The 24,945-nt window shown below is 38.0% G+C and carries 21 protein-coding genes and 1 pseudogene; 15 read left to right on the top strand and 7 right to left on the bottom strand.

The annotated features are described in order from the left end of the window. The first annotated feature begins 90 nt into the window (after window positions 1-90). Genes ALPR1_RS17735 through ALPR1_RS17725 form a run of 3 tightly spaced genes read left to right on the top strand, consistent with a single transcriptional unit; the run spans window position 91 to window position 2,739 of the window. Window positions 91-951: a LiaF transmembrane domain-containing protein gene (locus tag ALPR1_RS17735; protein ID WP_008202756.1), complete on the top strand. Its 861-nt coding sequence runs from the start codon at window positions 91-93 to the stop codon at window positions 949-951. Between the two features lie 31 nt (window positions 952-982). After that, entirely contained in the window at window positions 983-2,023 is a 1,041-nt protein-coding gene (locus ALPR1_RS17730; RefSeq protein WP_050776412.1) for a sensor histidine kinase, read from the top strand. After that, window positions 2,020-2,739 carry a LytR/AlgR family response regulator transcription factor gene (locus ALPR1_RS17725; RefSeq protein ID WP_008202751.1) on the top strand — a complete coding sequence of 240 codons (720 nt, stop codon included), beginning with the start codon at window positions 2,020-2,022 and terminating at the stop codon, window positions 2,737-2,739. The genes ALPR1_RS17730 and ALPR1_RS17725 overlap by 4 nt, the downstream gene beginning before the upstream one ends. Before the next feature lie 37 nt (window positions 2,740-2,776). Here the strand turns inward: ALPR1_RS17725 and ALPR1_RS17720 are convergent, their stop codons facing one another. Then, on the bottom strand, window positions 2,777-2,998 hold the full coding sequence (locus ALPR1_RS17720; RefSeq protein WP_008202749.1) for a DUF2795 domain-containing protein: 222 nt from the start codon (window positions 2,996-2,998) through the stop codon (window positions 2,777-2,779). A gap of 84 nt (window positions 2,999-3,082) precedes the next feature. Continuing rightward, window positions 3,083-4,330: a DUF349 domain-containing protein gene (locus ALPR1_RS17715; RefSeq protein ID WP_040302982.1), complete on the bottom strand. Its 1,248-nt coding sequence runs from the start codon at window positions 4,328-4,330 to the stop codon at window positions 3,083-3,085. 131 nt (window positions 4,331-4,461) lie between these two features. Here ALPR1_RS17715 and ettA point away from each other — a divergent pair, with 131 nt between their 5' ends. Continuing rightward, window positions 4,462-6,141, top strand: coding sequence for an energy-dependent translational throttle protein EttA (gene ettA, locus ALPR1_RS17710; protein ID WP_008202746.1), 1,680 nt, complete (start codon window positions 4,462-4,464; stop codon window positions 6,139-6,141). 1,396 nt (window positions 6,142-7,537) lie between these two features. Here the strand turns inward: ettA and ALPR1_RS17705 are convergent. The 4 genes from ALPR1_RS17705 to ALPR1_RS17690 form a co-directional block, all read right to left on the bottom strand. Further along, a complete protein-coding gene (locus ALPR1_RS17705) occupies window positions 7,538-8,350 on the bottom strand; it encodes an SDR family oxidoreductase (RefSeq protein ID WP_008202744.1) in 813 nt (270 codons plus the stop codon). A gap of 2 nt (window positions 8,351-8,352) precedes the next feature. After that, complete coding sequence (locus ALPR1_RS17700; RefSeq protein ID WP_008202742.1) at window positions 8,353-9,228, bottom strand: SDR family oxidoreductase; 876 nt, start codon at window positions 9,226-9,228, stop codon at window positions 8,353-8,355. Between the two features lie 121 nt (window positions 9,229-9,349). Next, complete coding sequence (locus tag ALPR1_RS17695) at window positions 9,350-10,258, bottom strand: helix-turn-helix domain-containing protein (RefSeq protein WP_008202739.1); 909 nt, start codon at window positions 10,256-10,258, stop codon at window positions 9,350-9,352. A gap of 163 nt (window positions 10,259-10,421) precedes the next feature. Continuing rightward, window positions 10,422-10,961 carry a hypothetical protein gene (locus ALPR1_RS17690; RefSeq protein ID WP_008202737.1) on the bottom strand — a complete coding sequence of 180 codons (540 nt, stop codon included), beginning with the start codon at window positions 10,959-10,961 and terminating at the stop codon, window positions 10,422-10,424. A gap of 1,388 nt (window positions 10,962-12,349) precedes the next feature. Here ALPR1_RS17690 and ALPR1_RS17685 point away from each other — a divergent pair. The 6 genes and pseudogenes from ALPR1_RS17685 to ALPR1_RS21120 all read left to right on the top strand — a co-directional run bounded on the left by ALPR1_RS17685 (window position 12,350) and on the right by ALPR1_RS21120 (window position 17,221). Then, the gene (locus ALPR1_RS17685) at window positions 12,350-13,525 is read left to right on the top strand and encodes an HlyD family secretion protein (RefSeq protein ID WP_008202736.1); all 1,176 of its coding nucleotides are present in this window, start codon (window positions 12,350-12,352) and stop codon (window positions 13,523-13,525) included. Between the two features lie 10 nt (window positions 13,526-13,535). Further along, window positions 13,536-15,690, top strand: a pseudogene (locus ALPR1_RS17680) (peptidase domain-containing ABC transporter). Between the two features lie 17 nt (window positions 15,691-15,707). Further along, window positions 15,708-16,070, top strand: coding sequence for a hypothetical protein (locus ALPR1_RS17675; RefSeq protein ID WP_008202735.1), 363 nt, complete (start codon window positions 15,708-15,710; stop codon window positions 16,068-16,070). A 74-nt stretch (window positions 16,071-16,144) separates the two neighbouring features. Then, window positions 16,145-16,315, top strand: a complete 171-nt coding sequence (locus ALPR1_RS20860; RefSeq protein ID WP_008202734.1) for a hypothetical protein — start codon at window positions 16,145-16,147, stop codon at window positions 16,313-16,315. Between the two features lie 11 nt (window positions 16,316-16,326). Next, window positions 16,327-16,494 carry a bacteriocin gene (locus tag ALPR1_RS20590; protein ID WP_008202733.1) on the top strand — a complete coding sequence of 56 codons (168 nt, stop codon included), beginning with the start codon at window positions 16,327-16,329 and terminating at the stop codon, window positions 16,492-16,494. Window positions 16,495-16,573: 79 nt separating this feature from the next. Continuing rightward, window positions 16,574-17,221, top strand: a complete 648-nt coding sequence (locus ALPR1_RS21120) for a CPBP family glutamic-type intramembrane protease (RefSeq protein WP_008202732.1) — start codon at window positions 16,574-16,576, stop codon at window positions 17,219-17,221. A gap of 239 nt (window positions 17,222-17,460) precedes the next feature. Here ALPR1_RS21120 and ALPR1_RS17665 read toward each other — a convergent pair whose 3' ends face one another. Further along, on the bottom strand, window positions 17,461-18,771 hold the full coding sequence (locus ALPR1_RS17665) for a pyridoxal phosphate-dependent aminotransferase (protein WP_008202730.1): 1,311 nt from the start codon (window positions 18,769-18,771) through the stop codon (window positions 17,461-17,463). Between the two features lie 204 nt (window positions 18,772-18,975). On the opposite strand from ALPR1_RS17665, the gene ALPR1_RS17660 reads away from it, so the two are divergent. From ALPR1_RS17660 to ALPR1_RS17640, 5 genes are all read left to right on the top strand, one after another. Beyond that, on the top strand, window positions 18,976-20,394 hold the full coding sequence (locus tag ALPR1_RS17660; RefSeq protein WP_008202729.1) for a sulfatase-like hydrolase/transferase: 1,419 nt from the start codon (window positions 18,976-18,978) through the stop codon (window positions 20,392-20,394). 258 nt (window positions 20,395-20,652) lie between these two features. Continuing rightward, a complete protein-coding gene (locus tag ALPR1_RS17655; RefSeq protein ID WP_008202727.1) occupies window positions 20,653-21,069 on the top strand; it encodes a YybH family protein in 417 nt (138 codons plus the stop codon). Between the two features lie 500 nt (window positions 21,070-21,569). Further along, on the top strand, window positions 21,570-22,241 hold the full coding sequence (locus tag ALPR1_RS17650) for a hypothetical protein (RefSeq protein WP_008202726.1): 672 nt from the start codon (window positions 21,570-21,572) through the stop codon (window positions 22,239-22,241). Window positions 22,242-22,681: 440 nt separating this feature from the next. Then, entirely contained in the window at window positions 22,682-23,857 is a 1,176-nt protein-coding gene (locus ALPR1_RS17645; protein ID WP_161599242.1) for an amidohydrolase family protein, read from the top strand. A 90-nt stretch (window positions 23,858-23,947) separates the two neighbouring features. Then, window positions 23,948-24,886 (top strand): helix-turn-helix transcriptional regulator, encoded by a 939-nt coding sequence (locus ALPR1_RS17640; protein WP_008202723.1) that lies wholly within the window; start codon window positions 23,948-23,950, stop codon window positions 24,884-24,886. Window positions 24,887-24,945 lie beyond the last annotated feature (59 nt).

Genomic DNA, 24,945 nt, shown 5'->3' with positions numbered 1-24,945 from the left:
ATCGACGATAGGGTCTCACCTGACTAATAGCAATAATTTAATTCGTGGAGCTTAAATACTTTTGATTATCAATTTTAATCAAAAAAGCTCATGAATAAATTTTCTTCTTCCTCACGAAATGATGGTGGCATCGCCTTTGGTTTCATTATCCTAGGAATCGGTGTTTTGCTACTTCTAAAAAAGGTAGGCGTTTTTATCCCCGGATGGGTATTGACTTGGCCTATGATCTTGATCGTAATCGGTGTCTTCACGTTAATTAAACATGAATTCAAAAGTCTTTTCGGGGCGTTCTTACTAGCCCTCGGTTCTTATTTTCTCCTTCGAAATGAGTTTGGCCTTGACTTTTCTCTGGACAGATACATTTTCCCGGTAGGCTTAATTGTCTTAGGGATCTATCTTATTTCCAAGAAAAAGAAAGAGCAGGACTTGATGAACGATATCCAGGCCAAATGGCAAATCAATAAAAACAAGGGTACTTCTGCTCCCATAGGAGGAGAGGAGGTAAAAGATGAGGCAAAAGTTGAAAATTCTACCTCCAGTAGCTTTGGCTCATCCTCCGCATCTTCATCCTCAACTTTCTCAGGGGCGAGTAGTATGAGTGGGAATTCCTTCTCGGACACCCTGAATATTGATGCGATCTTAAGCGGAGTGAATAAAAGGATTCTATCCAAAAACCTAAAAGGGGGAAAGCTGACTGCTGCTTTTGGAGGAATAGATCTGGATTTAACTCAAGCGGATATCCAGGGAGAAGTGACCTTACAAATTGATGTGATTTTTGGAGGAATGAAACTGGTAGTTCCACCACATTGGGATGTGCGATCTGATGTCAGCAATATCGCTGCTGGGATTGATGATAAACGAGTGTACAGAGAATCTTCTATCGACCCGGAAAAAGTCTTAATCTTAAAAGGGACGGTTCTGTTTGGAGGTTTGGAAATCAAATCATATTAACGAGATTTAGCTTCACTTCATCTTCTAGAAATTGATATTTAAAGCTTTTTCACAGCCACAATTAGTTAAATATGTTATCCTGGGAACCGCCCTGATGTGGTTCCTGGGAAGCTATTTTATACTCACTAATCTAGGTGTGCCTGTTCAGCAAGCATGGCCGGATGCCCTGGCTTTTACGGGGGTGTTTTTAGTGATTCTTTTTATCCTTGAATTAGTATTCGGCTTTTATATCCCCCAAGGCAAAAACACATGGTTGCTGGTAGTCATACCCGTACTGCTAAGTTTTATAGCAGTCTTTGCGCATAAGCTGATCATGAAATGGGTCTTTGGGGATCAACTGGATTATCTGAATGTGCTTGATACCGGATTCTATCTACGTTGGGCAATTTTAGCCGTTCCGGCGGTATTAATTGCGATCATAGCCTTGGTCGTTTCCAAGCTTGAGCAACAAGGAGAGTCCCAAAAAAGAGAGGCTGCCATTTCAGAATTGGCCAGAGAAGCCGAGTTGATGCAGATTCGTCAGCAGCTACAGCCGCACTTTCTGTTTAACAGCTTAAATTCCATCAGTGCGCTTGTCGTAGCCAAGCCACAAAAAGCCAGAGAAATGGTGCTGCAATTATCGGACTTTCTCCGCGGTACCATCCGGAAGGATCATCAGGAATGGGTGGTTCTTGAGGAAGAGTTGAATTACCTGAGAATGTATTTGGATATAGAGCGGGTTCGCTTTGGTCATAGGCTTCAAGTGAAAATCAATGTCACCGAAGAGGTAAAGTCCGTAAGACTTCCACAGCTCTTGATTCAGCCTTTGCTGGAAAATGCCATCAAACATGGGTTGTATGGCTTGACTGGGGAGGTGGAGATTAAACTAGAAGCTTTTACCGAGACCAATTATGTTTATATCAAAGTTCAAAATCCCTTTGACCCTGAAAGCGCTGTATCCTCCGGAGCTGGCTTTGGGTTAAATTCTGTCAAGCGCAGGTTAGAACTACTATTTGGAAGAACGGATTTGCTTAGCAGTGTAGCGAAGGAAGGAGAATTTCTGGTGACGCTCAAAATACCACAAATCAAATGATCAAGACAATCATCATAGACGACGAGCCTTTAGCGGCTAGCATCGTTCAGGAGTACTTACAGGCCTTTCCTCAATTTGAACTGGTGGAAGTTTGCCAAGATGGGTTTCAGGGCTTAAAAGCTATCCAAAACCATCAGCCGGACTTAATTTTCCTGGATGTACAAATGCCAAAGATTACAGGCTTTGAAATGCTGGAATTATTGGACACTCCTCCAGCCGTTATTTTTACCACTGCTTTTGACCAATATGCGATTCAGGCTTTCGACTCCAAAGCGATAGACTATTTGCTAAAACCTTTTTCTCAAACGCGATTTAATCAAGCCATAGAAAGGTTTTTAAGTCAGTCCACGGAGCTAGAGACTGGGAATTTGAGCCAATTGGCAGAGAAAAGCAGTCGTTTGGTAGTCAGAGTCAAGAATGAAATCAAAATCATTCCCATCCGAGAGGTCTCTTATTTTGAGGCAGATGGAGATTACATCGCCATTCATAGCAAAGGCTCCAAGTATCTCAAGAAGATGACCATGAAATCTCTGGAGGAAGCATTAGACCCGAATAAGTTTGCGAGAGTGCATCGATCATTTATGGTCAACCTCAACGAGGTCACCCAAATCGAGCCTTACGAAAAGGAAAGCTATTTGGTGAAGCTAAGAAATGCTGAAAAGATCCCCGTCAGCAAAGCGGGGTATACAAGGCTCAGACAAGTTCTGGGCTTATAAAAAAGGCAAAGCCCCGATGTGAATCAGGGCTTTGTGGTTAATATTCGTCCTCATTAAAGAAGAAGTCATCTTTGGTCGGATAATCAGGCCAAATTTCTTCTATGGTCTCATAAGGTTCGCCATCATCTTCTAATTCCTGGAGATTCTCGACCACTTCAAGTGGTGCGCCAGATCTGATGCCGTAATCAATTAACTCGTCCTTAGTCGCGGGCCAAGGAGCATCTTCTAAATAAGAGGCAAGTTCAAGTGTCCAGTACATAGTGTTTATTTAATTAATAGGTGTTCCGGATTTCAATAGGGTTGCAAAATTATCTTTTTTTTGAAATATGCAATCAAGTACTGATTATTTAAAAGAAAGTTGTCTCAAAATATAATTTTTTACGTCGACTTTTCTTTTCAGTCCTGAAAGCTTTTTTCTCATCATAATCTCAAAATCCTTCGTTTCAACGCGGAAATTCTCTGAATTGTTCTGCGCTGTGTCCAATTCTGTTTGATCACGATGAAGTAAATCTTTTAATAGGGCAGTTTTGATTTGTTTCTGCTCTTCCAGAGGTTTTTCATCAAAATCCTCATATTTTCCATGCACCAATTTTTCTAAGAAAGCTTTTTCAAAGACAATATCCATGAAGAATTGATAAGATCTTGCCGTCAAATTCACCTCTTTGGGTTTTCTCATAGGCAGCTTTTTCCATTCTTGCTGTATGCCTTTGGCTTTTTCTATCAGCTCTCGGGTAGTGGGCTGAGTAGTCAAGCTTTTTACTTCAGCTGTTAATTCCTCCGCTTTTCTGATGACTTCACGAGGGTGCATGGTAGGTCCCGTGTTCATCGATCTCTTGAATCTGGAGAAAATCCGGTTATTTAATCTGGAAAACTCATCCCAAAGGGGCTGACGTTTTTCAGCAGGAACCTTACCGGCAGATTTCCACTCTTTCTGGATTTTTTTACTGATTTCAAAAGCAACTTTAGCATCTGGAAAATCATGAGCTTCCCGAGCCTGTACGACCAAAGACTCATAAACTTTGATGTTTTCCTCTGCCTGAAGTGCTAATCCTTCAAAATAATGTCTTCTGTTTTCGAAGAAATGCTGAACAGCATCGTTGAATTGAGCTTCAATTTCTTCCTCAATCTCCTTGTCGACAGGTCCCGTTTTGATCCAACGTAGCTTCAATTCTTTATAAGCCTCCGTCGTGGCTTTCCAGTCGGTATCATCTTTCAGCTCTTCTGCTTCCAAAATCAAGCCTTTTTTGACCTCCAGATTTTTGGTCCGGTTGGCCTGGATGATTTCATTGAGAAATTCTTCTTGTTTATTCAGCTCTTCTATCAAAGGAACGAAGTCACCCAAAGCATCTGATTTCATCAGAGAGTCTCTCAGGTGGATCAATTTCATCAAGAAGGAGCCTTTGTTTTGATTTTCTTCAATGTCTGATTTAAGCTTCTCAACTTTTTCTTTGAGTTGCTCAAACCTGTTCTCAAAGTACTTCAAAGTAGAGGCTTCATCTTCCTTTACTTCTCCGATAACTCTGTCTTCTTGACCTAAAAAACCTTTTAAATAAACTTCATTGTCTTTGATATATCCAAAGGGATGCTCCATTGCGCTACAGTAGGTTAGGTGGTCGTTTTCAATTTTTGGCAAATTAATTAATTCAAAAGCACTTATCCTAAGAAAGGAGTTTTTTTGCCATCTTTACTCCTTCAGTGAAATTTTAACGCAAAAATTAACACATGAGTGCAGAAAAAATAATTTTTTCTATGGCTGGGGTGTCAAAAATATACCCTCCACAGAAAAAAGTCCTAAAAGATATTTATCTCTCATTTTTTTACGGAGCTAAAATTGGGGTCCTCGGTCTCAATGGTTCCGGTAAATCCTCCCTCCTGAAAATCATTGCAGGAATGGATAAAGAATTCCAAGGGGAAGTGGTTTGGTCCCCAGGCTATTCTGTGGGAATGCTGGAACAAGAACCCAAATTGGATCCCTCCAAAACGGTGAAGGAAGTGGTGGAGGAAGCCGTAGCCGACACGGTGAATTTGTTGAAGGAGTTTGAAGAAATCAACGAAAAATTCATGGATCCAGCCTTGATGGAAGATCCTGATGCCATGAATAAGCTTATAGAGCGACAGGGAGAGGTACAGGAGAAGCTTGACGCAGCAAATGCATGGGAGCTAGACGTAATGCTAGATAAGGCCATGGATGCACTGAGATTGCCTCCTAGCGATGCCAACGTAGAGAACCTCTCCGGTGGAGAGAAAAGAAGAGTGGCCCTCTGTAGGCTACTGTTACAGGAGCCGGATGTGCTTTTACTCGATGAGCCTACCAACCACCTGGATGCGGAATCGGTGCATTGGCTGGAGCAGCATTTGCAGAATTACAAGGGAACTGTCATTGCAGTGACTCACGATAGATATTTCTTGGACAATGTAGCCGGATGGATTTTGGAACTGGATAGGGGAGAGGGAATTCCTTGGAAAGGAAATTATTCTTCTTGGCTAGACCAGAAGCAAAACCGTTTGAAGCAAGAGGAAAAAACGGAGTCCAAGCGTCAGAAAACATTGGAGCGAGAGCTGGAATGGATCCGAATGTCTCCGAAAGCCAGACAGGCCAAAGGAAAGGCTCGTTTAAGTGCCTATGATAAACTGGTCAGCGAAGAAGGAAAAGAGAAGGAAGCGAAGTTGGAATTGTTTATTCCACCGGGGCCAAGATTGGGAGCCAAAGTGATCGAGGTAAATGGCGTTTCCAAAGCCTATGGAGATAAATTGTTGTTTGAGAACCTGACTTTTGCTTTACCGCAAGGAGGGATTGTCGGAGTAATCGGTCCCAACGGGGCTGGTAAATCCACACTTTTTAAATTGATCACCGGACAGGAAACTCCCGATGCAGGTCATTTTGAAGTAGGGGAGACCGTGCAACTCGCCTATGTGGATCAAGGACATGATATTTTAGATCCCAATAAGTCAGTTTATGAGACGATTTCTGAAGGAAATGAACTGATGAAATTGGGAAATAAGGAAGTGAATTCCAGGGCTTATGTCAGCAAATTCAATTTTGGTGGAGGAGATCAGGAAAAGAAGGTTGGTGTACTTTCCGGAGGAGAGCGAAACCGGGTTCACCTGGCTTTGACGCTAAAGGAAGGTGGCAATTTATTGCTACTCGATGAGCCTACCAACGATCTGGATGTAAATACTTTACGTGCTTTGGAAGAAGCCTTGGAAAACTTCGGGGGTTGTGCCGTGGTCATTTCCCACGACAGATGGTTCTTGGATAGAATCTGTACGCATATTCTGGCTTTTGAAGGAGATTCTCAGGTGGTTTGGTTTGAGGGCAACTTCTCCGACTACGAGGAGAACAAGAAGAAGAGACTGGGGGATTTGGAGCCAAAGAGAATTCGATACAAAAATCTTAAGTAACCTTTGAGGTCTTCAAGACCTCGAAGGTTTTTAAAATAGTAGGTAGAATCAGAAATCAGAAGTAAAAAAGATGAAAACCTCCGGTTCGGTAAGAATCGGAGGTTTTTTATGCCCATCCTTTTCAGTAAACCAGCCCTGCTTCGTGTCTCACGAAGCAATTGTGGGAAATCTTCTGAAATTAAAAGTCTAAAATCAGGGCTGCTTAAATTTCAAAAGTTTCTTTTGGCAATCCCATGATTCCGGTCTCCACGAGGTTTTAGTAATCATTAGATCCTGCCCTTCTTGTCCTGATTAAAAACTTTGATGTAACCTCGAAGTATGATCAAAAGATTTGTAATCTTTAAAATCCTGAACGACTGATTTTATCTTTGTCACTTTTTGGCGGCCAAAAAGTAACCAAAAAGCCCTGAGCCTCGATATTTTCTTTCCGCTGAAAGCATTTTTCATTCATTTTAAACAGAAAAACAGCGGAATTTTGTACTGGCTTTCACACCTAAAAATGACTGGATCTCGCTCTGACCGCACGAGCTAAGTCATTTTCTTAACGCTGTTCTATTCAGTACAAAACCAAAAATCTCGAAAGGCTCACACCTCCGGATGACAGCATCCAGAAACATTCAACGCACGGTTCCCGCTCTTCGAGTCCTGATTAAAACCTTTTATGGAATCTTGAAACTTGATCGGAAGATTTGTAATCTTAAATTCTTTGTGATTATCCAGAACCTTATCAGTACCCAAAATTTCTTTGCTCACCTTGCCAGAAGATAGAAGACAGAAGCAAGCAAAATTTTTATGATCTCATTATCATATGATGCTTTTGAATACTTACTAGTAAAAATTGGTGATACATACAATTAATTAAGAAATTCTAGACCCCATCCGGGGTCGAATATTATTAGCTCCGCCACTGCGGGCAAGCCAGGCCCCGAAATCGGGATTGAATATCATTAGCCTAGGGTTTTAACCCTAGGTTATATGATTTAGTATTCTACCCCAGCGCTGGCCCGGGATTTTATTTCTGAGGCAGATCGTTTTGCCAGCAAGATGGAACCAAATCTTATAATGCTGGAATAAAATCGGATAAACATAAAATTCTTTAAAATAATGTCCATTTTCCAAATTTCTCGGATTAAAAATCCTATGATCTAGGTTTAGGATTGCAAATCCTGAACAGCGGAAGTAGGTAGAATCAGAAATCAGAAGTAAAAAAGATGAAAACCTCCGGTTCGGGAAGAATCGGAGGTTTTTTTATCATCCTTTTCAGTAAACCTGCCCTGCTTCTTATCTCCACGAAGCAATTTTGGGAAAGACTGAATTAGAAAAGAGGAGTAGTAGACTACAGTTAAGAAGCTTGAAAAGTTTTTGATGCTTATACACTGTTTTAGCTACCGTTTTTTTATTTTTCCATTTGACTGTTCATCATTTGAAAAAACTCTGCATCACTCATTTTCTTTCTGCTGTCGAGTAAGAAATTAGCGTCTTCTCCTGCACGGTACCTCAATTGATTTGTTCCATCAGTCACAGCCGTATAAATTACTTCAGCGACCAAACTTGGCGGTGAAACTGTATTATTCGGATTCTGCCATTGTTTCATTAAAGCTCCGATAAGGGGTTGGTAACCTTCAATATCTCCCGCTTGAAAGTCGAAAGAACGTCCGCCAAAGTCAGTTGCAATAAATCCAGGTTCTACAATTTTAACCTTTACGCCTATTTCTTTCATTTCATAATGCAATGACTCGGAAATTCCTTCAACCGCAAACTTAGTTCCGTGATAAAGTGAACCTAACGGAAAGGTCATTTGACCTCCAATGGAAGAAATGTTGACAATGACACCACTTTTGTTTTTTCTAAAATGTGGAATTATAGCTTTTGTCACATCCATCAAACCAATCACGTTGGTATTGAATTGCCTAACAATGTTTTCTCTTGGGAACGATTCTAATGGACCATAAGCTCCATATCCTGCATTGTTTAGAAGAGTATCTATTTTTCCAAACCTTGAAATTCCATTATTAATTGCTGTTTCAATGGATGCTAAATCGAGTACATCTAACTTTTCTAGCTGTACATTTTCTAAATCGTTTAATTCTTTGTCTTTTTCAGGCGAACGCATTGTGGCTATCACGTTCCATCCTTGTTTTTGAAAATGTTGGGCAGTTGCTTTTCCGATTCCGCTACTTGCTCCTGTTATTAATATGGTTTTGCTCATTTTTAGTCTTTGTTTAGCGTTAATAAATTCTCCACACCGTTTGCTGTGTAGATTGTTTTTGTTATATCATTCAGCACTTTGTTATAGTTTTCAATAGGTTGCTTTATGCCTGAAAAGTCAACAACCTTTCTGAATGGCTTCTCGCCAAATGGGGTGTTTACCAATTTAACTATAGCTTCTGCCACTCGTTCAGGTCGTTGTTCAGGGATAGATTCTAAATAAGCCACATAGCTATTAATAGAGGTTTCGGGAAGACTTGCCATTTCGCCATACTGCTTCATTCTTTCAGTATCGCTTGGGGTTATCATTCCACTCATAAAGCCCGTAGGAAATCCTCCTGGTTCTACAATACAGGATTCAATTCCAAATCCCGAAAGTTCAGCTCTATAACCTTCTGCTAAAGATTCCAAAGCATATTTTGAAGCTGAATATGAAGCTAAAAAAGGCGTGGTTACCCTACCAATACAGCTTGAGGTATGAATGATTGTTCCTTTTCCTTGTTGTCTCAAATGAGGTAAAACGGCTCTCATCAGTCGTTGAACTCCAAAAACATTTATATCAAACATTTTTTGGATGTCGTTAGAAGTAAAACACTCCAAAATCCCATTTGCTCCGATTCCTGCATTATTAAAAATGGTATCCAAACCATCCATAAGTTCAATGGCTGATTTTATGCCTGAATTCACACTTTCTTCATTGGTTACATCCATTTTAACCAATGACACGCCTTTTGATTTGAGTTCATTGGCGATTGGTTCATTCTTGCCTTGCAGTGAACGCATAGTTCCGACAACTTGATGTCCATTTTCTGCTAATTGAATACAAGCTAAACTACCAAAAGCTCCACTTGCACCTGTTACTAGAATTTTATGTTTCATCTTTTATTGATTTGATGAAACAAATATCCGACTGATAAAATGGGCAGATTAACACGAAAGCGGGAAGGTTAAACACAAATCGCAGATAAAAGAAAAGGAAGCAAAAACAGCTTCCTTTTCTCTAATTCAATTGTCTGTATTCTTGTGGTGTTTTACCTGTTTTCTGCTTGAACAGCCTTCCAAAATAATGGGGGTAATTGAAACCTAAAGTATAGGCAATTCCGCTAATGGAATCTGTAGAACTAAGTAGCAAGTGTTTTGCTTTATCTACTAAAAAGTCATTGATGTGGTCCTTGGCAGAACGCCCTGTTTCTTTTGTAAGAAGGTCACTCAAATAACTGGCAGAGAGATAGCAATGGTCTGCCAAATATTGGATGGTTGGTTGTCCGTTTTCAATGAGTTGATTTTCTTTAAAATAGTCCTTAAGTAGCAACTCAACTTTAGAGACAATATCAATGTGACTGGCAGAACGTGTATTGAATTGCCTTTCGTAAAATCGCTTGCTATAATTAAGTAACAATACAATATTTGAAACTAATACTTGCTGACTGTGATTGTCAATTCGCTCCTTAATTTCATCTTGAATCAACTGAACAATTTGATTTAGGGTATTTTGCTCATTTTCAGAAAGGTGCAATGCTTCGTGAACTTCGTAATTAAAGTAGTTATAAGCGTCAATTTTTGAGCCAAGGGCAGTATTTCTGATAAGGTCAGGATGAAAGTATAGCATCCAACCTTTTACTTGATTTAGTTCTTGTATTTTTTTGACCGTAATTACCTGTTTTGGTGCTGTGAAAATCAAGACCCCATCATCAAAGTCATAAGAATTTCGTCCGTAATCTATTCCGCAACTTGAATCTTTTAGAGCAATACAGTATAAATCGGAAGTAAATCTTTTGCCAACCGTTTCTTCTCCATATGCGAGTTTTTCAGTGTCAAGTAGAGTGATTAACGGATGTGTGGGCTTGTCCAAGCCAAACAAAGCACGAATTTCTGTGATTGATTTTGAATGAATTATTTGTTCGCTCATTTTGTTTCTTTTCACAAATTTACTTTGAAGCTCTTTTGTTCATTAACACAAATCGCTGATTGGTTAGCACGTTTCGGATTTAAATGGTAGTTAACGGTTAGTGTAGGCGCTGGTGCGAGGCCTCAGCCGAAGCATAGCGCTTACACAATGTTGTAGAGCGTTTTTATATCCAGTCTAAATTTACAATTTTCAGTTTTCCTTCTATCATTTGTCTTGCCGATCGCTTTTCATTCTCCTTGAGTTCAATGACTGAACTCAGCTTATCAACCAAGTGATCATCTTCCTGTTGAGTTAGGATCAATTGAAAATTTACATTAGACTTGTCAGGTTGCTCTTGGTGATACGACGTGATCAAGTAGTGTCTCAGAATTTCTATTTTCCAATCCTCCTCCATTAGTCCGAATTCTTCCATCACAATCAAAATACTATGGGTGTTTTCAGTCCAATCTAAGTGAAAGTCCCATACCTGATTTGTAGTCCACTTTTTGGGATTTTGTTCATACCAGTTTACAGGTATGAATGGGAATAATGTTCTTACCTGATCAATGTATTGATCGAATCCTTGAATGTTTGCTGGAAATCGATAGATCACTTTGCTGGAGTTTCCAACTAGTTGATCAACAAACTCACGCCTCTCTTTTTCTGATTTGCCTACAATCAGAAGATGTTTCTTTTCATTACTTTTTTCTATCGAGTCTATCATACTATCTCTATCCCATCTACTCAATGCTCTACAACACTTGTATATACGCAATTGCGTATATATCCATTATAGTTTTTGTTCTTAGTGTAATTTTATTTGTCTGAAAATCAGTGATTTAATTTGATTAACCGACAACAAATGACAATAGACGTTTGTTGTCGGATCAATAGCATTTATAGAGAAATGAAGTCTTTGAGCTTAGATCCTAAAACAAAAGGATAAGAACGACATCAAAATCTTTAGTTGCAATACCCAGTACTGGTTTTTTATGTCGTTCTTTTCAGTAAACCTGCCCTGCTTCGTGTCTCCACGAAGCAATTGTGGGAAATCTTCTGAAATTAAAAGTCTAAAACCAGGGCTGCTTAAATTTCAAAAGTTTCTTTTGGCAATCCCATGATTCCGGTCTCCACGAGGTTTTAGTAATCATTAGGTCCTGCCCTTCTTGTCCTGACTAAAACCTTGAATGGAATCTTGGAACTTGATCAGCACATTTGAAATCTTTAAAATCCTGAACTGTGAATTTTATCTTTGTCACTTTTTGGCGGCCAAAAAGTAACCAAAAAGCCCTGAGCCTCGATCTTTTCTTTCCGCTGAAAGCATTTTTCATTCATTTTAAACAGAAAATCAGCGGAATTTTGTACTGGCTTTCACACCTAAAAATGACTGGATCTCGCTCGGACCGCGCGAGCTAAGTCATTTTCTTAACGCTGTTCTATTCAGTACAAAACCAAAAATCTCGAAAGGCTCACACCTCCGGATGACAGCATCCAGAAACATTCAACACCCGGTTCCCGCTCTTCGGATTCTCGATTACAATCCTGAATCGCTGAGTTATTTCGTGGCGTTTAAAATGCTTTTTTATCATTCCAAAAGCTTATTGTTATTGTATTGAAACCTCTTTGAGGTCTCTAAAATTCATATGTGTTTTTTTGTTGGGATCTAAGTTACGTGATAGGTAAACTATTAGAGAGGATTGTTGTGTGAGATCCGTTTTTTGTCAAATTAAATACAAAAACACGTATTAGAAATTAGTCGTAGATTAATTTCTAATCACAAAATGATTTTTTTGAGATTAGTTGACTACCTAATTTTTTAAAAAAAAAGTAAAACTAATTTTGATTTAATTTTAAAATATGATTAACTTATAAGTAAGTTATTTGATTTAATTAGCAAGGAATTTAAGAAATGTCCTGCTATTTATGACTATGCTTGTTTATGCCATTACAAAGATAATTTTCTTGGAAATTTAGGTGTTGATAATGTGTGTTTATGATAAGGTTGTTTAAAAAAATAATCAGTTTATTTTAGTTGATATTACTTTATTGGTTATTTATACTTAAACAGTATTTGTATAAATTTTTTATGTGTTATATGAAACTTTTTTTAATATGGAAGATAAAATATTACCTTCATCTATCATTCAGAGTACAGTTGAGATTTACGATTCAAGGATTAGTGTAAGGTCAAGTATTATTTATCTTTTTTTGCTGGGCTTCCTAGTTGCTTTTATTATCTCTTTACCTCTGATTTATGTTGATGTGGCTGTTCAAACCCGAGGTACTTTTCAATCAGCATTACAACGAAATTCGCTTATCAGTTCAGTTAGGGGAAGGCTTGAAAAATGGAACCTTTTTGAAAATCAAAAAGTGCAAAAGGGAGATGTGCTTGCTATAGTGAGAGGAGAAGAAATTAATCTTGAAATAGGAGGATTGGAAGAAAGAATATTTCTCTTGGAAAATTTCATCCATGATCTTAATAAGCTTCTGAACTTGGATATGGCAAAATCAGAAATTGAGCTTATTTCACTCAGGTCAAAAAATTATCAGGCATCCTTGTTGGAATTTCAGTCAAGTGTTAATAATCAAATAGCATTAATTCAAAAATTAGAAAGAGACTTTGATAGAGCTGAACTCCTCTATGAAAGTAAATCTATCGCCTTTGCTGAGTTTGATAACATTGACGTCCAATTTAAGCAAGCCAAAGCTGAATTGGATTTAGTTAAAAAGCAAAAATTAAATGAGTGGGAGCAGAATCTGATTGAACATAGTAATGAAAAGATAAGGCTTCGCAATCAGTTGGAAGTTTACTCTGAAAAGTTGGATCAATATAAAATTATTGCAGGGACAAGTGGGACTCTTTTGAATGTGCAGAATTTAAACAAGGGTGATTTCGTATATCCCCAACAAAGGTTAGCAGAAATTTCTCCTGACACTACAATTATGGCAATAACATATATCTCGCCAGCAGATATAGCGTTCATCCGAAAGGAACAAAAAGTTAGTATTCAAGTTGATGCTTACAATTACAATCAATGGGGAGTAGTTGAAGGGCGGGTGGTAGAGGTGGCAGATGATCTTACTTTGCTCAATGAAAAAGAAGCTGGCTATTTAGTGACCTCTAAGCTTGAATCCCCTTCTTTGCATCTTTCAACTGGGCAAACCGGAGCAATTAAAAAAGGTATGACCTTCAATGCACGTTTTGTTATTGCCAGACGCTCACTTTTTCAACTTTTATACGATAAAGTGGATAATTGGATTAACCCTTCTTTAGAAGCTTCAAACTGATTTTTTAACTATGGGTATTAAAGTCAAGCAGAGGGATATTACAGATTGCGGTGCAGCGTGTTTGGCATCTGTGGCTTCTCACTATAAATTAGAAATGCCAGTCTCCAAAATCAGACAGATGGCTTCGACTGATAAAAAAGGCACTAATATACTCGGGCTAATAGAAGCTGCGGATAAAATGGGTTTTTCAGCAAAAGGTGTAAGAGGGGAATTTGAGGCTTTGAAAGATGTACCATTACCTATAATTGCACACGTTATTGTTAAAAAAGTACTTCATCATTTTGTTGTGCTCTACAAAGTTGGAGACAAGAAGGTGGAGTACATGGATCCAGGAGATGGTCAGTTACACAAAGTAAGTCCTGAAGAATTCAAAGAAATGTGGACTGGCGTTTTGGTATTGCTGATGCCGAATGATGAGTTCAAGGCTATCAATCAAAAAGTAAGTACGTGGAGTAGGTTTTGGTTTTTGATTCGACCACATCGCTCCGTTATGATTCAGTCCCTTGTAGGGGCAATTGTGTATACGCTTTTGGGATTATCCACTTCCATTTACGTACAGAAAATCATTGACCATGTATTTATAGGAAGGAATATCAATCTGCTGAATCTGCTTTCAGTTGTGATGATTTTTTTGCTTCTAATTCAGATTGTTATTGGCGTATATAAAACACTTTTTATCATCAAAGTAGGCCAGAGAATAGATGCAAGATTGATTTTGGGGTATTACAAACACCTCTTGACTTTACCTCAGAGATTTTTTGATACCATGCGAGTAGGTGAGATTATATCTAGGGTAAGTGATGCGGTGAAAATCAGAGCATTTATCAATGATGTTTCGATAGGTTTTTCAGTAAACATATTTATTGTGATTTTTTCATTTGGTTTGATGTTTACTTTCTATTGGAAGCTGGCTTTAATAATGCTTTTGGTGATTCCCCTTTATGCCATTGTTTACCTATTGACTAATAACCTTAATAGGAAGGTAGAGCGTAAATTGATGGAGGATTCTGCCGAGTTGGAGTCCCAATTGGTAGAGTCTATTACGGCTGCAGGTACTATCAAGAGGTTTGGAGCGGAAAGATCATGCCAATATTAAAACTGAGGTCAGGTTTGTCTCTTTGCTCAGGACAGTGTACAAATCAGGACTTAACAATCTATTTTCTGGAACATCTTCAGAGGCCATTTCCCGAATATTCACAATCATTTTGCTTTGGGTGGGAGCGGGGTATGTACTCCAAAATGAAATTACTCCTGGGGAATTGATGTCGTTCTATGCGTTAATTGGCTATTTGACCGCGCCTGTTTCGAGTTTGATTGGAATGAATAAGACTATCCAAAATGCTTTGATTGCCGCTGATCGTTTGTTCGAAATTATGGATTTAGAGGTAGAAAGTGCTGCGGATACATTCCCAGTTCAAAAAGAAGAAGTTGGTGATATCACTTTTAAAAATGTGGTTTTTCGATATGGGTCTCGAGCAAACGTTTTTGAAGGACTTAGCCTAACGTTTAAAAAAGGAGAAATATCAGGAGTAGTAGGAGAGAGTGGTTCTGGCAAGAGTACTTTGGTTTCACTGCTACAAAATCTTTACCCTTTACAATCGGGAAATATTTATATGGGTAAATATGATCTGAAATTCATTAATAATGCAAGCCTCAGAACTTTGGTCTCAGTGGTACCCCAGAGGATTGATCTTTTTGCAGGGAATGTATTGGAGAATGTAGCTTTGGGAGATTATCAGCCTGATATGCAGAAAGTGGTGAATATTTGTAACAGACTGGGTATGATGGAATTTATTGAAGGCTTGCCCAATGGTTTTGGAACCTACCTGGGAGAAAATGGAGCTTCACTGTCAGGAGGGCAAAAACAACGTATAGCGATCGCAAGAGCATTATACAGAGATCCTGAAATCCTAATTATGGATGAGGCCACAGCTTCCTTAGATCCCGATGCAGAGCAGTTTGTTCAAGAGGCCATACGCATCCTTGCAGAGGAAGGAAAGACTGTCATATTTATTACTCATCGATTAGCTGCAGTACAGGATTTTGACCGGTTGTTTGTTTTGGATAAAGGAAAATTGATAGAAGAAGGTACTCATCAAAAATTATTGGCTGATAGGGGTAAGTATTATCAGATGATAAGTAGGCAGCTATTGGTTTTAAGTTAAACTTTAAATTTTTTATTATGGAATTTATCAAACAGATCGAACGATTTCAACTATTGAATAAACTGGTAAAAGAGCAGAGGACAGGAAAGCCCGAGGAATTGGCTAAGCGACTTGGTATAAGTAGGGCTAAGTTGTATTTGATGCTGGAGGAGCTAAAAGATGAAGGAATTGAAATCAGGTTTTCCAAGCGGTCTAATTCATTTGTTTACGATAATTGTGGAGGGGTTTCGGTTGTATTTTCATTAAAGGTTTTGGGATCAGAAGAATTTAGAGACATCTCCGCCGGAAAAGTTTTAAACAATCCTATAGCGTCTAAATTTTTAGACGGAAGTATCCTTTCTTTAAGTTATGATCAGTGGGTAAATAAAAATGCTAGCTAACTTAATTTGCTTGTGCTGAGATTGGGATTTCCAATGCCCAGGAAAGATTGGGGAAACAATTAAATTTTTAACTTATGGAAAAGTTTAAAGAATTGAGATTGGAGGAGATGCAGGAGGTTGAGGGGGGTACAATTTTTAGCCCCCTACTTTGGACAGAGACAATTGCTGATTTCATGATAGGGATATCTGAGACATATAGTGATTCATTTGACTATTATCGAAAGAAATTAAAGTACGAAAAATAAATTTTAAAAAGATGAAAGAATTATCAAAAAATGAATTAGTCCAAATTAATGGAGGTGAGGTTTCAACTGCACGAAAATTAGGGAGAGATTTTGGTGACTTTCTAGCCTATTGCGCGGTAGTATCAATATTTATTGCAGATGCAGCAAAAGATGCTATCAAAACTTTCACTAAACTTTGAAATATCAACAAGGATGAACCATTGTTTTAACTTTGGTTCATCCTAATAAATAAAGTGATTATGATATATTCAATATAAAATGGTAGTCCTAATAAAGGATATTTTCTTTTTTTTAACCTCAGGTAGAAAGGTTGAAGAAACTTTTAAATCTAACAGAAAATTAATTTTCAATCTCTATATATTAAAAGCTGGGATTTTTTTATTGTTTGTATTCTTGAATTTTTTTCTATTCAATTTTAAGATTGATGGTAGAGTCGAAGGATATGTTGGCCTAGGGTTTTTCAAGGATTTAATTAATTATTTAATACTTGCTCCAATATTAGAAGAAATTCTATTCAGGTATCATAACAATTTGAAAATTGGAAATATTATAGCTTCTTTAATTGCAACTTGTCTAATTTTCTATGACCATATTTGGTTTCTGTCACTATTAATTTTGTATTTTTTAGTTTTGATTTTAATTTCTAGTTTGAAAAAGGAGGTAGACAATTTGGTTATTGTTTATGTATCTGCATTTATTTTTGGTGCCTCTCATCTAGCATATATAGAGGGTTCCTTTTCATTTGAAGATATATTATCATACGTTTACATTTTTTTACCAAAATTTTTAAGTGGACTTATTTACTCATATGTGTTTTTTAAAAAAGGGATTTGTTTTTCTATTCTTCTTCACTTTTTATGGAATCTCCTTCCCTTTATTATAGACCAGATAACCAATTCACTTTAGAAGATTTATTAATATGTTTTCAAATTCAATTATTAAGTTAAATCCTGAAGGTTTCAAAAACTTCAGAAACTACCGCTGTTCGAAGTTTGAATTCTCGAAACTTGATCAAAAGATTTGAAATACTTAAAAATGATACCTTTTTCCTTATAGCTCGGATTGGAAATCCTATGAAATAGGTTTAGGATTACTTACACAATGCCTATCAATTCCTGAGCGGAAAGAGAACCTAGACTCTGGCTTCAGCTTTCCGATCTCAAATACTGCTTAATCGCTTTCCCTAATCTCCTAAAGGTATTCTTAAACACCTCTTCATTTTCTTCCAGAAGCGTGACACGGAAGCCTCTCAAATCGGAACAAAAAGAGGATATGGGTACCACACAAATCTGCTCGGCAGCCAATAAATGATAAACGAATTTTTTGTCCAGCGGCATATTCTCCTCCTCCATCCACGAATCTCTTAATGCAGCTAACTTTTCATCCTCTATGGGTAAAAATTGGCCTTCTTTCAACACTCCTTCTTCAAAAACGATGGTGTTATAAAATGCTCCTTGTGTGGGATTAAATTTGATCCCTTCAATATCACCCAAAATCTCACTCATCCAATCACTCCTCTTTCCTATCTGTTGGTTGGCTTCCTCCCGGTACGCAAAATAAGCAGGATGACTCATGATTTTAGGAATCGCCAACTGAGGTAAAATTGTGGAACAAACCTCGATCATTTTAGCATTTTCCAGGGTCTTGCAGAGCTTGGAAAACTCCTTGGAGGATTCTCTATTATAAAATTCCATCCAGCCACATCGAGAACCTGGCCATGGAAATTCTTTGGAAATGCCTTTTAAGGAAATTGCCGGTCTGTCACCGATCACTTCAGCCAATGGAACCGATGTAATTCCATTGTAAGTGATGTTTTGATAAATCTCATCTGTGATTAAAAGGAGATTGAACTCCTCAGCAATTTTCACAAAGGCCTCCAATACCTCTTTGGGATATACCATCCCCGTTGGGTTATCTGGATTGATAATCAAAATCCCCACAATGGATGGGTTGTACCGAACTTTTAGATACAAGTCCTCCATGTCTGGAAGCCATTGGTTATCTGGATCTAGCTTATATGTAATAGGTGCAGCATTGGCATGTGCTGCCTCAGCAGAACTGTGGGTGGAATAGGCCGGAGAAGGACCAATAATTCTTGCAGTAGGAATCAAAAATTGATACAACTTCGCAATGGCATCTCCCAATCCGTTAAAGAATAAGATATCTTCTGCAGAAATCTGAGTTCCTCCTCTTAGGTTATTTAGATTCGCCAAAAACTCACGGGTTTCCAATACCCCTTTGGAGTCCGCATACCCATAGGTTTTATCATCCTTCATCAAATCAGCAATGATCTCCTTCATCCATTCCGGCACCTGATTGCTTTTTTGTATTGGGTCACCAATATTCTCCCATGTCATAGAATAACCCAAGGCTTCTATTTGACGGGCCTTTTTGACGATACCTCTGATTTCATAGGATAATTCTTCGGCTCCGGGTCTGAGGAGTAACTGTCTCATAAAAATATTTGCTTGATGGAATCAAATTCGATACAAAGAAAAGGAAAAGAGAAGAATATCAGATAGAATAATTGGAGTAGGAAAGAATATCTGCCAAAATTGACAAAAATTAAACCCATTTCATTCTAAGTAAACATCGTAATTTGGGTATTGAAAAATTCAACTTTCAAAACTAATTATTGCCCAATTCTTTTAATCCCTCTTATGAAAATTCACAGTCTCTTATTCATCCTACTTTTTCTTTTTTCTTTTAAAAACCTTAGTGCACAAAGCAAGCCAAGTCCCCAGCTTTCCCCTAAAAAACATTACAATCTGGTACTTATTGTGGCTGATGATTTAGGCTATGGTGATTTGGGCTTTACTGGAAGTACGCAAATCAAAACACCACATCTTGATCAACTTGCTACTAATGGAGTCACTTTCACCCAAGGATACGTTTCCTCGGCCGTTTGCAGCCCTTCAAGAGCAGGGTTTATCACAGGCATCAACCAAGTGGAATTTGGTCATGACAATAATCTCGCAGGAGTTGAGCCTGGTTTTGATATAGCGTATAATGGCATGCCGCTCAGCCAAAAAACCATTGCTGATCATCTGAATAAATTGGGGTATGTGAATGGCCTGATTGGAAAATGGCACTTAGGAAAAGAACCTCAATTCCATCCGCTAAAAAGAGGGTTCGATGAGTTCTGGGGCTATACAGGTGGAGGACATGATTATTTTGAATCTCTGCCAAATGGAAAAGGATACAAAGAGCCCTTGGAAAGCAATTTCAAAACTCCAGATCCAATAACCTATATCACAGATGATGTAGGAAATGAAAGCGTGGATTTTATAGAAAGACACAAAGACGAACCTTTTTTCCTTTTTGCTGCATTCAATGCTCCTCATACACCTATGCAAGCGCTGGAAGAAGATTTGGCTTTATATCAGCATATCGAAGACAAGAAACGCCGAACCTATGCCGCAATGGTTCACCGACTGGATCTGAATGTAGGTAAAATCATGACAAGCCTGGAGGAACAGGGGTTATCCGAAAACACCTTGGTGGTATTTTTTAGTGATAATGGAGGGCCTACCGACAGCAACGCTTCCCTAAATGCGCCATACCGTGGTCAAAAAGGTATTTTGCTGGAAGGGGGAATCCACGTGCCTTTTGTCATGAATTTACCAGGTTTACTTCCTGAAGGGCTTATCTACCAGGAGCAGGTTACATCACTGGATGTAGTACCTACATTTTTGGCGCTAGCAGGAGATACTGAAACCTCTATGGATATGTTCTCAGGGGTTGATTTAATTCCTCACTTGACAGGAAAAACTCCTCCGCTTGCTGATCGAGAGATGACATGGAAGTTTACTATTAGCCGGGCCATCAGGGAAGGGGACTGGAAACTGGTAAGTGTTCCTGATCGAATGCCCATGTTATATAATCTTGCCGAGGACCCATCCGAGCAAAATGACCTAGCTCTGAAACATATGGATAAGACTACTTATCTATTAAAAAAGCTAGGGACTTGGGATGTCAACCTCCCTCACCCGGTATTTTTGGAAGGAGCCGTTTGGAAAAAAAGACAACTGGGTTTATATGACAGAGAATATCAATTAGAGCAACCCATTGAAAATTGAATCATCAATAGGTTCATCAATGGTAATTTTCTTTGCTTACCCAACCAACCACCTATGAGAAGCAATACTTTTTTTAAAGCCTGTTAGAAAGGATCGGTGGATTTCTTAATTTGGTTTTTAGAACACCTAATACCCTGTGAACAAATGCGATATAAACTCAATTGAGTACTCCGATTGGGATTGTAGAATTAATTTTAGGCATATGGCTACTGATATTTGGGTTTCGAGAAAAAAAAGTAAACAATCAGACTAAACCAGATGAAGGAAATCGAGGATTTTTTTGAAGACTATAAAAATGCCGTTTGGCAGAAAGATGCAACCCAATTATTAAAACTATATGATAAGGAGGTTGTATCATTTGACATGTGGGACTTAGGTTACTATAAAAACCTTAATGAATGGTCACCCGATATTGAAAATTGGCTCTCCTCCTTGGGAGAAGAAAAAGTGAAAGTTGATTTTGAAATGATTCAAGTGTTCAAATCAGATACAAGTGGATTTGCAAGTGGATTGATAGAGTTCCAAGCTTTAAATTCTCAAGGGGCGGTATTAAGGAAAATGAAAAATAGAATCACTGTTGGATTTTCAAAATTCAATAATGGCTGGAAAGTGGTTCACCAACATATCTCCGCCCCGGTGAGTTCTGAGGACCTTGCTGCTATTCTGGACTTATAAGAAGTTGTTGGTAGTGAAATGGAGAACCGATGTTTTTTGATGATTTAATAAAGAAAGAAAATAATTTTTTGCGATTACATCCACGATACTAATCGGGACTTGAAGAACGGGTTTTAAAATTCAGAAAGCTAAAATATAAACTCAGAAAGCTGAGGTGAGAAGGCTAAAGCTTGCCTTCCAGAGTTAGGCCTGCCTTCCGAAGTCAGGCTTGCCTTCCGTAGGTAGGCCTGCCTACCGGAGGTAGGTCATAAGTCTAAAAAAAGGATCGCCATGCGTTTGATAGGTTATCGTCCTGCATAACGGCCATGCAAAAATGCTTTCCATTTACTTTTTAGTGGAGCCTATCTCCGATAAAAGTATCCAGGGCTTGTTAGATAGAATCGACGGATTTCTTAATTTGGTTTTTAGAACACCTAATACCCTGTGGACAAAGGCGATATAAACGCTATTGACTAGTTCGACTTAGGTTAATACAAGTGTTATATACCACCTATTGACGGATGAGAAAATTTCTACTTCTTTTAATATTGACAAGTTGTATTTCAAAAGTAACTTATAAGCAAGTCTTTGAGACACCAGAGAATTCCGCATTAATTGATTCAAACAAAATCAAGACAATTGACGATTTTGAAGTAGCCTATTGTTCACATTTTGACTCAACACATTCCAAACCATTGATGTTACCATTTGATTTTATCAAAGGTGAAATTGCAACGACATCAAAGTATTCAATTCCTCTTTATGGTAATCCTATGAATTGTAGCTCATTTGATATTCACCGCAATCATTTAGTTATTATAATCGAATCAACAGGTAATTGGAAACTTGATTCAGGCGCTAAAATCGATCGCTCGCAGATAGACTCTTTGGTTAATATGAACATATTCAATTTTGGTTATTATCCTGAATTATCTGATGACCCTGAAGACGCTATTTTTAGGATAGAATTAATACCTAACGAATCAATGGGAACTCTGAATACACTGCTCTATGAGATTTCTAAATCCTATCTTAATATAATAAACGAAGAAATGGGCAAAAGAATAAAGGATTCGATTCCACTTAATATAATATTGGATACTCATATTGAATTACCTACACCCGTTTTAGATTCAGTTTATGACGAAATTGAAAAAGACATTGAAATAGATTTAAGTAATGGCGGTATATAACAAAGCATATAGCTTAAGGCCGGTGAATGGCAGCCAGTAAGGTTTTCGATTTGAGATCAGCTTTGGTTTTGCTGGACAGGAAAGTGCTTCGAAACTGCCTCAAGCCTTATGTAAACTGTTGTCTGTAATAAATTAGAACAATATGAAATCTCTAAAATCTCATGAGCTATACAAAAACCACCATCTGTGGTCATAAATCTTAGCACATTTACCTATTTTGTTTCTAAAATGGTTAGGAAACAATGAAGTTTTCAGGGCCGTTGCTGAAACTGTATTCAAAAATTGAAATAAGAGATACAACTACCAACAATGCATATAGTTTATGGGGAATTAACTATTAAAGCCAAGGCAATCCGACCCTTACTTTACTTCATTAGTTAGGATCGGGTAAGTGATCCGATGGCGAACACAAACTCTTGTAGCACATAAAACAAATGATCATGAAAAGAGTACTTTTTTTCTGCCTAATCGCTTTAACTCTTTTAGGTTGTAGCGAACCGATAAAGTATGACATAGTCATTGAAAAAGTGAATTTATTTGATGGATATGAAGATTTAGGCATTGTGAATGTGGCTATTAATAAGGATACCATAGCAGCGATAACCACCAATAAATTAGATGCCGATTCAACGATAGACGGGTCGGGTAAATTCATAATTCCTGGACTGGTCAATGCGCATGTTCATGCCAGTAAATTGGACGACTTAAAAGAAGGCTATCCTTTAGGTATTTTGACTCTTCTAAACATGCACACAGGATTGGAGGACAGAGAACTTGACTGGAAAACAATGTCAAGAGATTCAATTGGTTTTTCCACACTCTATGGGGCAGGTCATGCAGCCACAGTACCAGGTGGACACCCCAATCAGTTTAGTCCAGATATGGAAACTATTTCCGATTCTTTGCCCATTGCAGATTGGCTACAACATCGCATGGATAAGGAAGTTGACTACATCAAAGTGATTCGTGAAAACCACGAATGGATGGGCTATCCACCTCTTCCCTCATTAAGTTTTGAACAAATCAAAAATCTTATTGACGCTGCACATAACCAAAATTATAAAGTGGTTGTTCATGCCAATACAGTTGCGGAAATGATGCAAATAGCCCAGTTCAAGCCTGATGGTTTTGTACATATGTTGGATTATAAAGAAGACCTACCTATTCCAGACAGTTTTTATGTACAGCTAGCTAAGCATAATATTTTTGTAGTTCCTACGGCTGGGATGGCGCTAAAATCCATGGAGGATGCACCACCATTTATTCAAGACTGGGTCAGTATTAACCTTTTGAATGCTCAAGAGCGTGCTGATATCATCAAAGAGATGCATGAACAAGGGATTTTGATGGTAGCTGGAACTGATGCCCAAGAAGGTCAAATGAATTTTGGAGAAGATTATTTTTTGGAGCTTGAGCTATATAAAATGGCAGGCTTGTCCAACCTTGAAGTACTGAAAACAGCTACAGGAAATGCCGCCAAAGCCTTTGATTTACCTATTGGAGAAATAAAAAAAGGAAGTAAAGCAACTTTTGTACTTCTGAATGCAAATCCCTTAAGTGACCTTTCAAACTTAAAAGAGGTAGGCCAAATCTGGAAAAATGGAATGATAAATTAATACATACTATGCAGGCTTATATTTAGCACTTAAACAAAGTGTCATTTATTTACACCATTAAGAAATCAAGGAAGAATCGATTAATTATCTATGGAAATTCATATTGACATCACTAAAAATATCATAGAACAATTTGATCGCTACTTCAATTTTACAAAAACAGAAATTGGACTAAAACCTGATCCTGCAATCATTGAAGGAGATGTAAAATTTATAGATTTTCCGGGTGAATTGGAGTTTCATCACTTTGATAAAGCGCCATTCAAAATACCTATTTCAATGACCTCGGTCAATCCTGTGGACACCCAATGGTATATTATCCATATCAACCTTTCAAAAACAAAACAGGAGAAAAAGGCTGGGGATCAAATCATTCATTTTCAAAAGCACTTGCCAATTGGAATTCTACTTTATGGTCCAAATCTTAAAATAGAAACCCAAATTCCTCCTCATATTGAATCTGAATTAGCAACCATACGGTTTAGCGATACCTTTTTGAAGGCCTACTTTAAAGATTGGGAAAGCCTCATTGATCGAGAAAAAAGTTTGGTCTATGAAGACCTAGATCCTGTTTTGGAGTACAAATTGTCTTTGGCTATATCAGCCATGTATGATAAAATAAAATGCCACCGGCTGGTACTCGATTTCGTTCAGCAATTTTTTAACAAACTAAAAAGTCATAAAAAAGGAATAAACCCAGGTAAACTACACCCGGAAGACCTTAAAAATCTCTTTAAAACTTCAACCTTACTTAGAGACCCAACCAATAGTCAGATTCCAACAGTTGAAGAAATGGCTAAAATGGCACATATGGGAACATCCAAATTCAAGAATTCATTTAAGCAGGTATTTGGATTACCTCCTATTGAATACCACAATAGGGTGCGAATGGAATTTGCCGCCTCTGAAATCCAAAACAACGCCAAGACTCCCACCGAAGTAAGTTATTTGCTTGGGTATTCCCATCCTTCCAACTTTACCAAGGCTTTTAAAAAATATTTCGGCCATCTCCCTTCTTCTTTTAATTAGCATTCTTGTCTTTTTCCACTATTAAAGTGGCTTAATGCATTAAACCAACATTCTTCCTG

This window comes from Algoriphagus machipongonensis (assembly GCF_000166275.1).
GTDB classification, from domain to species: domain Bacteria; phylum Bacteroidota; class Bacteroidia; order Cytophagales; family Cyclobacteriaceae; genus Algoriphagus; species Algoriphagus machipongonensis.
This window is presented reverse-complemented; position numbering and strand designations above follow the sequence as displayed.

Bases quoted from the DNA above. Each gene is read 5' to 3' on its own strand.
- ALPR1_RS17735 (WP_008202756.1), top strand. From the start codon at position 91: ATGAATAAATTTTCTTCTTCCTCACGAAATGATGGTGGCATCGCCTTT.
- ALPR1_RS17725 (WP_008202751.1), top strand. From the start codon at position 2,020: ATGATCAAGACAATCATCATAGACGACGAGCCTTTAGCGGCTAGCATC.
- ALPR1_RS17720 (WP_008202749.1), bottom strand. From the start codon at position 2,998: ATGTACTGGACACTTGAACTTGCCTCTTATTTAGAAGATGCTCCTTGG.
- ALPR1_RS17715 (WP_040302982.1), bottom strand. From the start codon at position 4,330: ATGGAGCATCCCTTTGGATATATCAAAGACAATGAAGTTTATTTAAAA.
- ettA (WP_008202746.1), top strand. From the start codon at position 4,462: ATGAGTGCAGAAAAAATAATTTTTTCTATGGCTGGGGTGTCAAAAATA.
- ALPR1_RS17705 (WP_008202744.1), bottom strand. From the start codon at position 8,350: ATGAGCAAAACCATATTAATAACAGGAGCAAGTAGCGGAATCGGAAAA.
- ALPR1_RS17700 (WP_008202742.1), bottom strand. From the start codon at position 9,228: ATGAAACATAAAATTCTAGTAACAGGTGCAAGTGGAGCTTTTGGTAGT.
- ALPR1_RS17695 (WP_008202739.1), bottom strand. From the start codon at position 10,258: ATGAGCGAACAAATAATTCATTCAAAATCAATCACAGAAATTCGTGCT.
- ALPR1_RS17690 (WP_008202737.1), bottom strand. From the start codon at position 10,961: ATGATAGACTCGATAGAAAAAAGTAATGAAAAGAAACATCTTCTGATT.
- ALPR1_RS17685 (WP_008202736.1), top strand. From the start codon at position 12,350: ATGGAAGATAAAATATTACCTTCATCTATCATTCAGAGTACAGTTGAG.
- ALPR1_RS17675 (WP_008202735.1), top strand. From the start codon at position 15,708: ATGGAATTTATCAAACAGATCGAACGATTTCAACTATTGAATAAACTG.
- ALPR1_RS20860 (WP_008202734.1), top strand. From the start codon at position 16,145: ATGGAAAAGTTTAAAGAATTGAGATTGGAGGAGATGCAGGAGGTTGAG.
- ALPR1_RS20590 (WP_008202733.1), top strand. From the start codon at position 16,327: ATGAAAGAATTATCAAAAAATGAATTAGTCCAAATTAATGGAGGTGAG.
- ALPR1_RS21120 (WP_008202732.1), top strand. From the start codon at position 16,574: ATGGTAGTCCTAATAAAGGATATTTTCTTTTTTTTAACCTCAGGTAGA.
- ALPR1_RS17665 (WP_008202730.1), bottom strand. From the start codon at position 18,771: ATGAGACAGTTACTCCTCAGACCCGGAGCCGAAGAATTATCCTATGAA.
- ALPR1_RS17660 (WP_008202729.1), top strand. From the start codon at position 18,976: ATGAAAATTCACAGTCTCTTATTCATCCTACTTTTTCTTTTTTCTTTT.
- ALPR1_RS17655 (WP_008202727.1), top strand. From the start codon at position 20,653: ATGAAGGAAATCGAGGATTTTTTTGAAGACTATAAAAATGCCGTTTGG.
- ALPR1_RS17650 (WP_008202726.1), top strand. From the start codon at position 21,570: ATGAGAAAATTTCTACTTCTTTTAATATTGACAAGTTGTATTTCAAAA.
- ALPR1_RS17645 (WP_161599242.1), top strand. From the start codon at position 22,682: ATGAAAAGAGTACTTTTTTTCTGCCTAATCGCTTTAACTCTTTTAGGT.
- ALPR1_RS17640 (WP_008202723.1), top strand. From the start codon at position 23,948: ATGGAAATTCATATTGACATCACTAAAAATATCATAGAACAATTTGAT.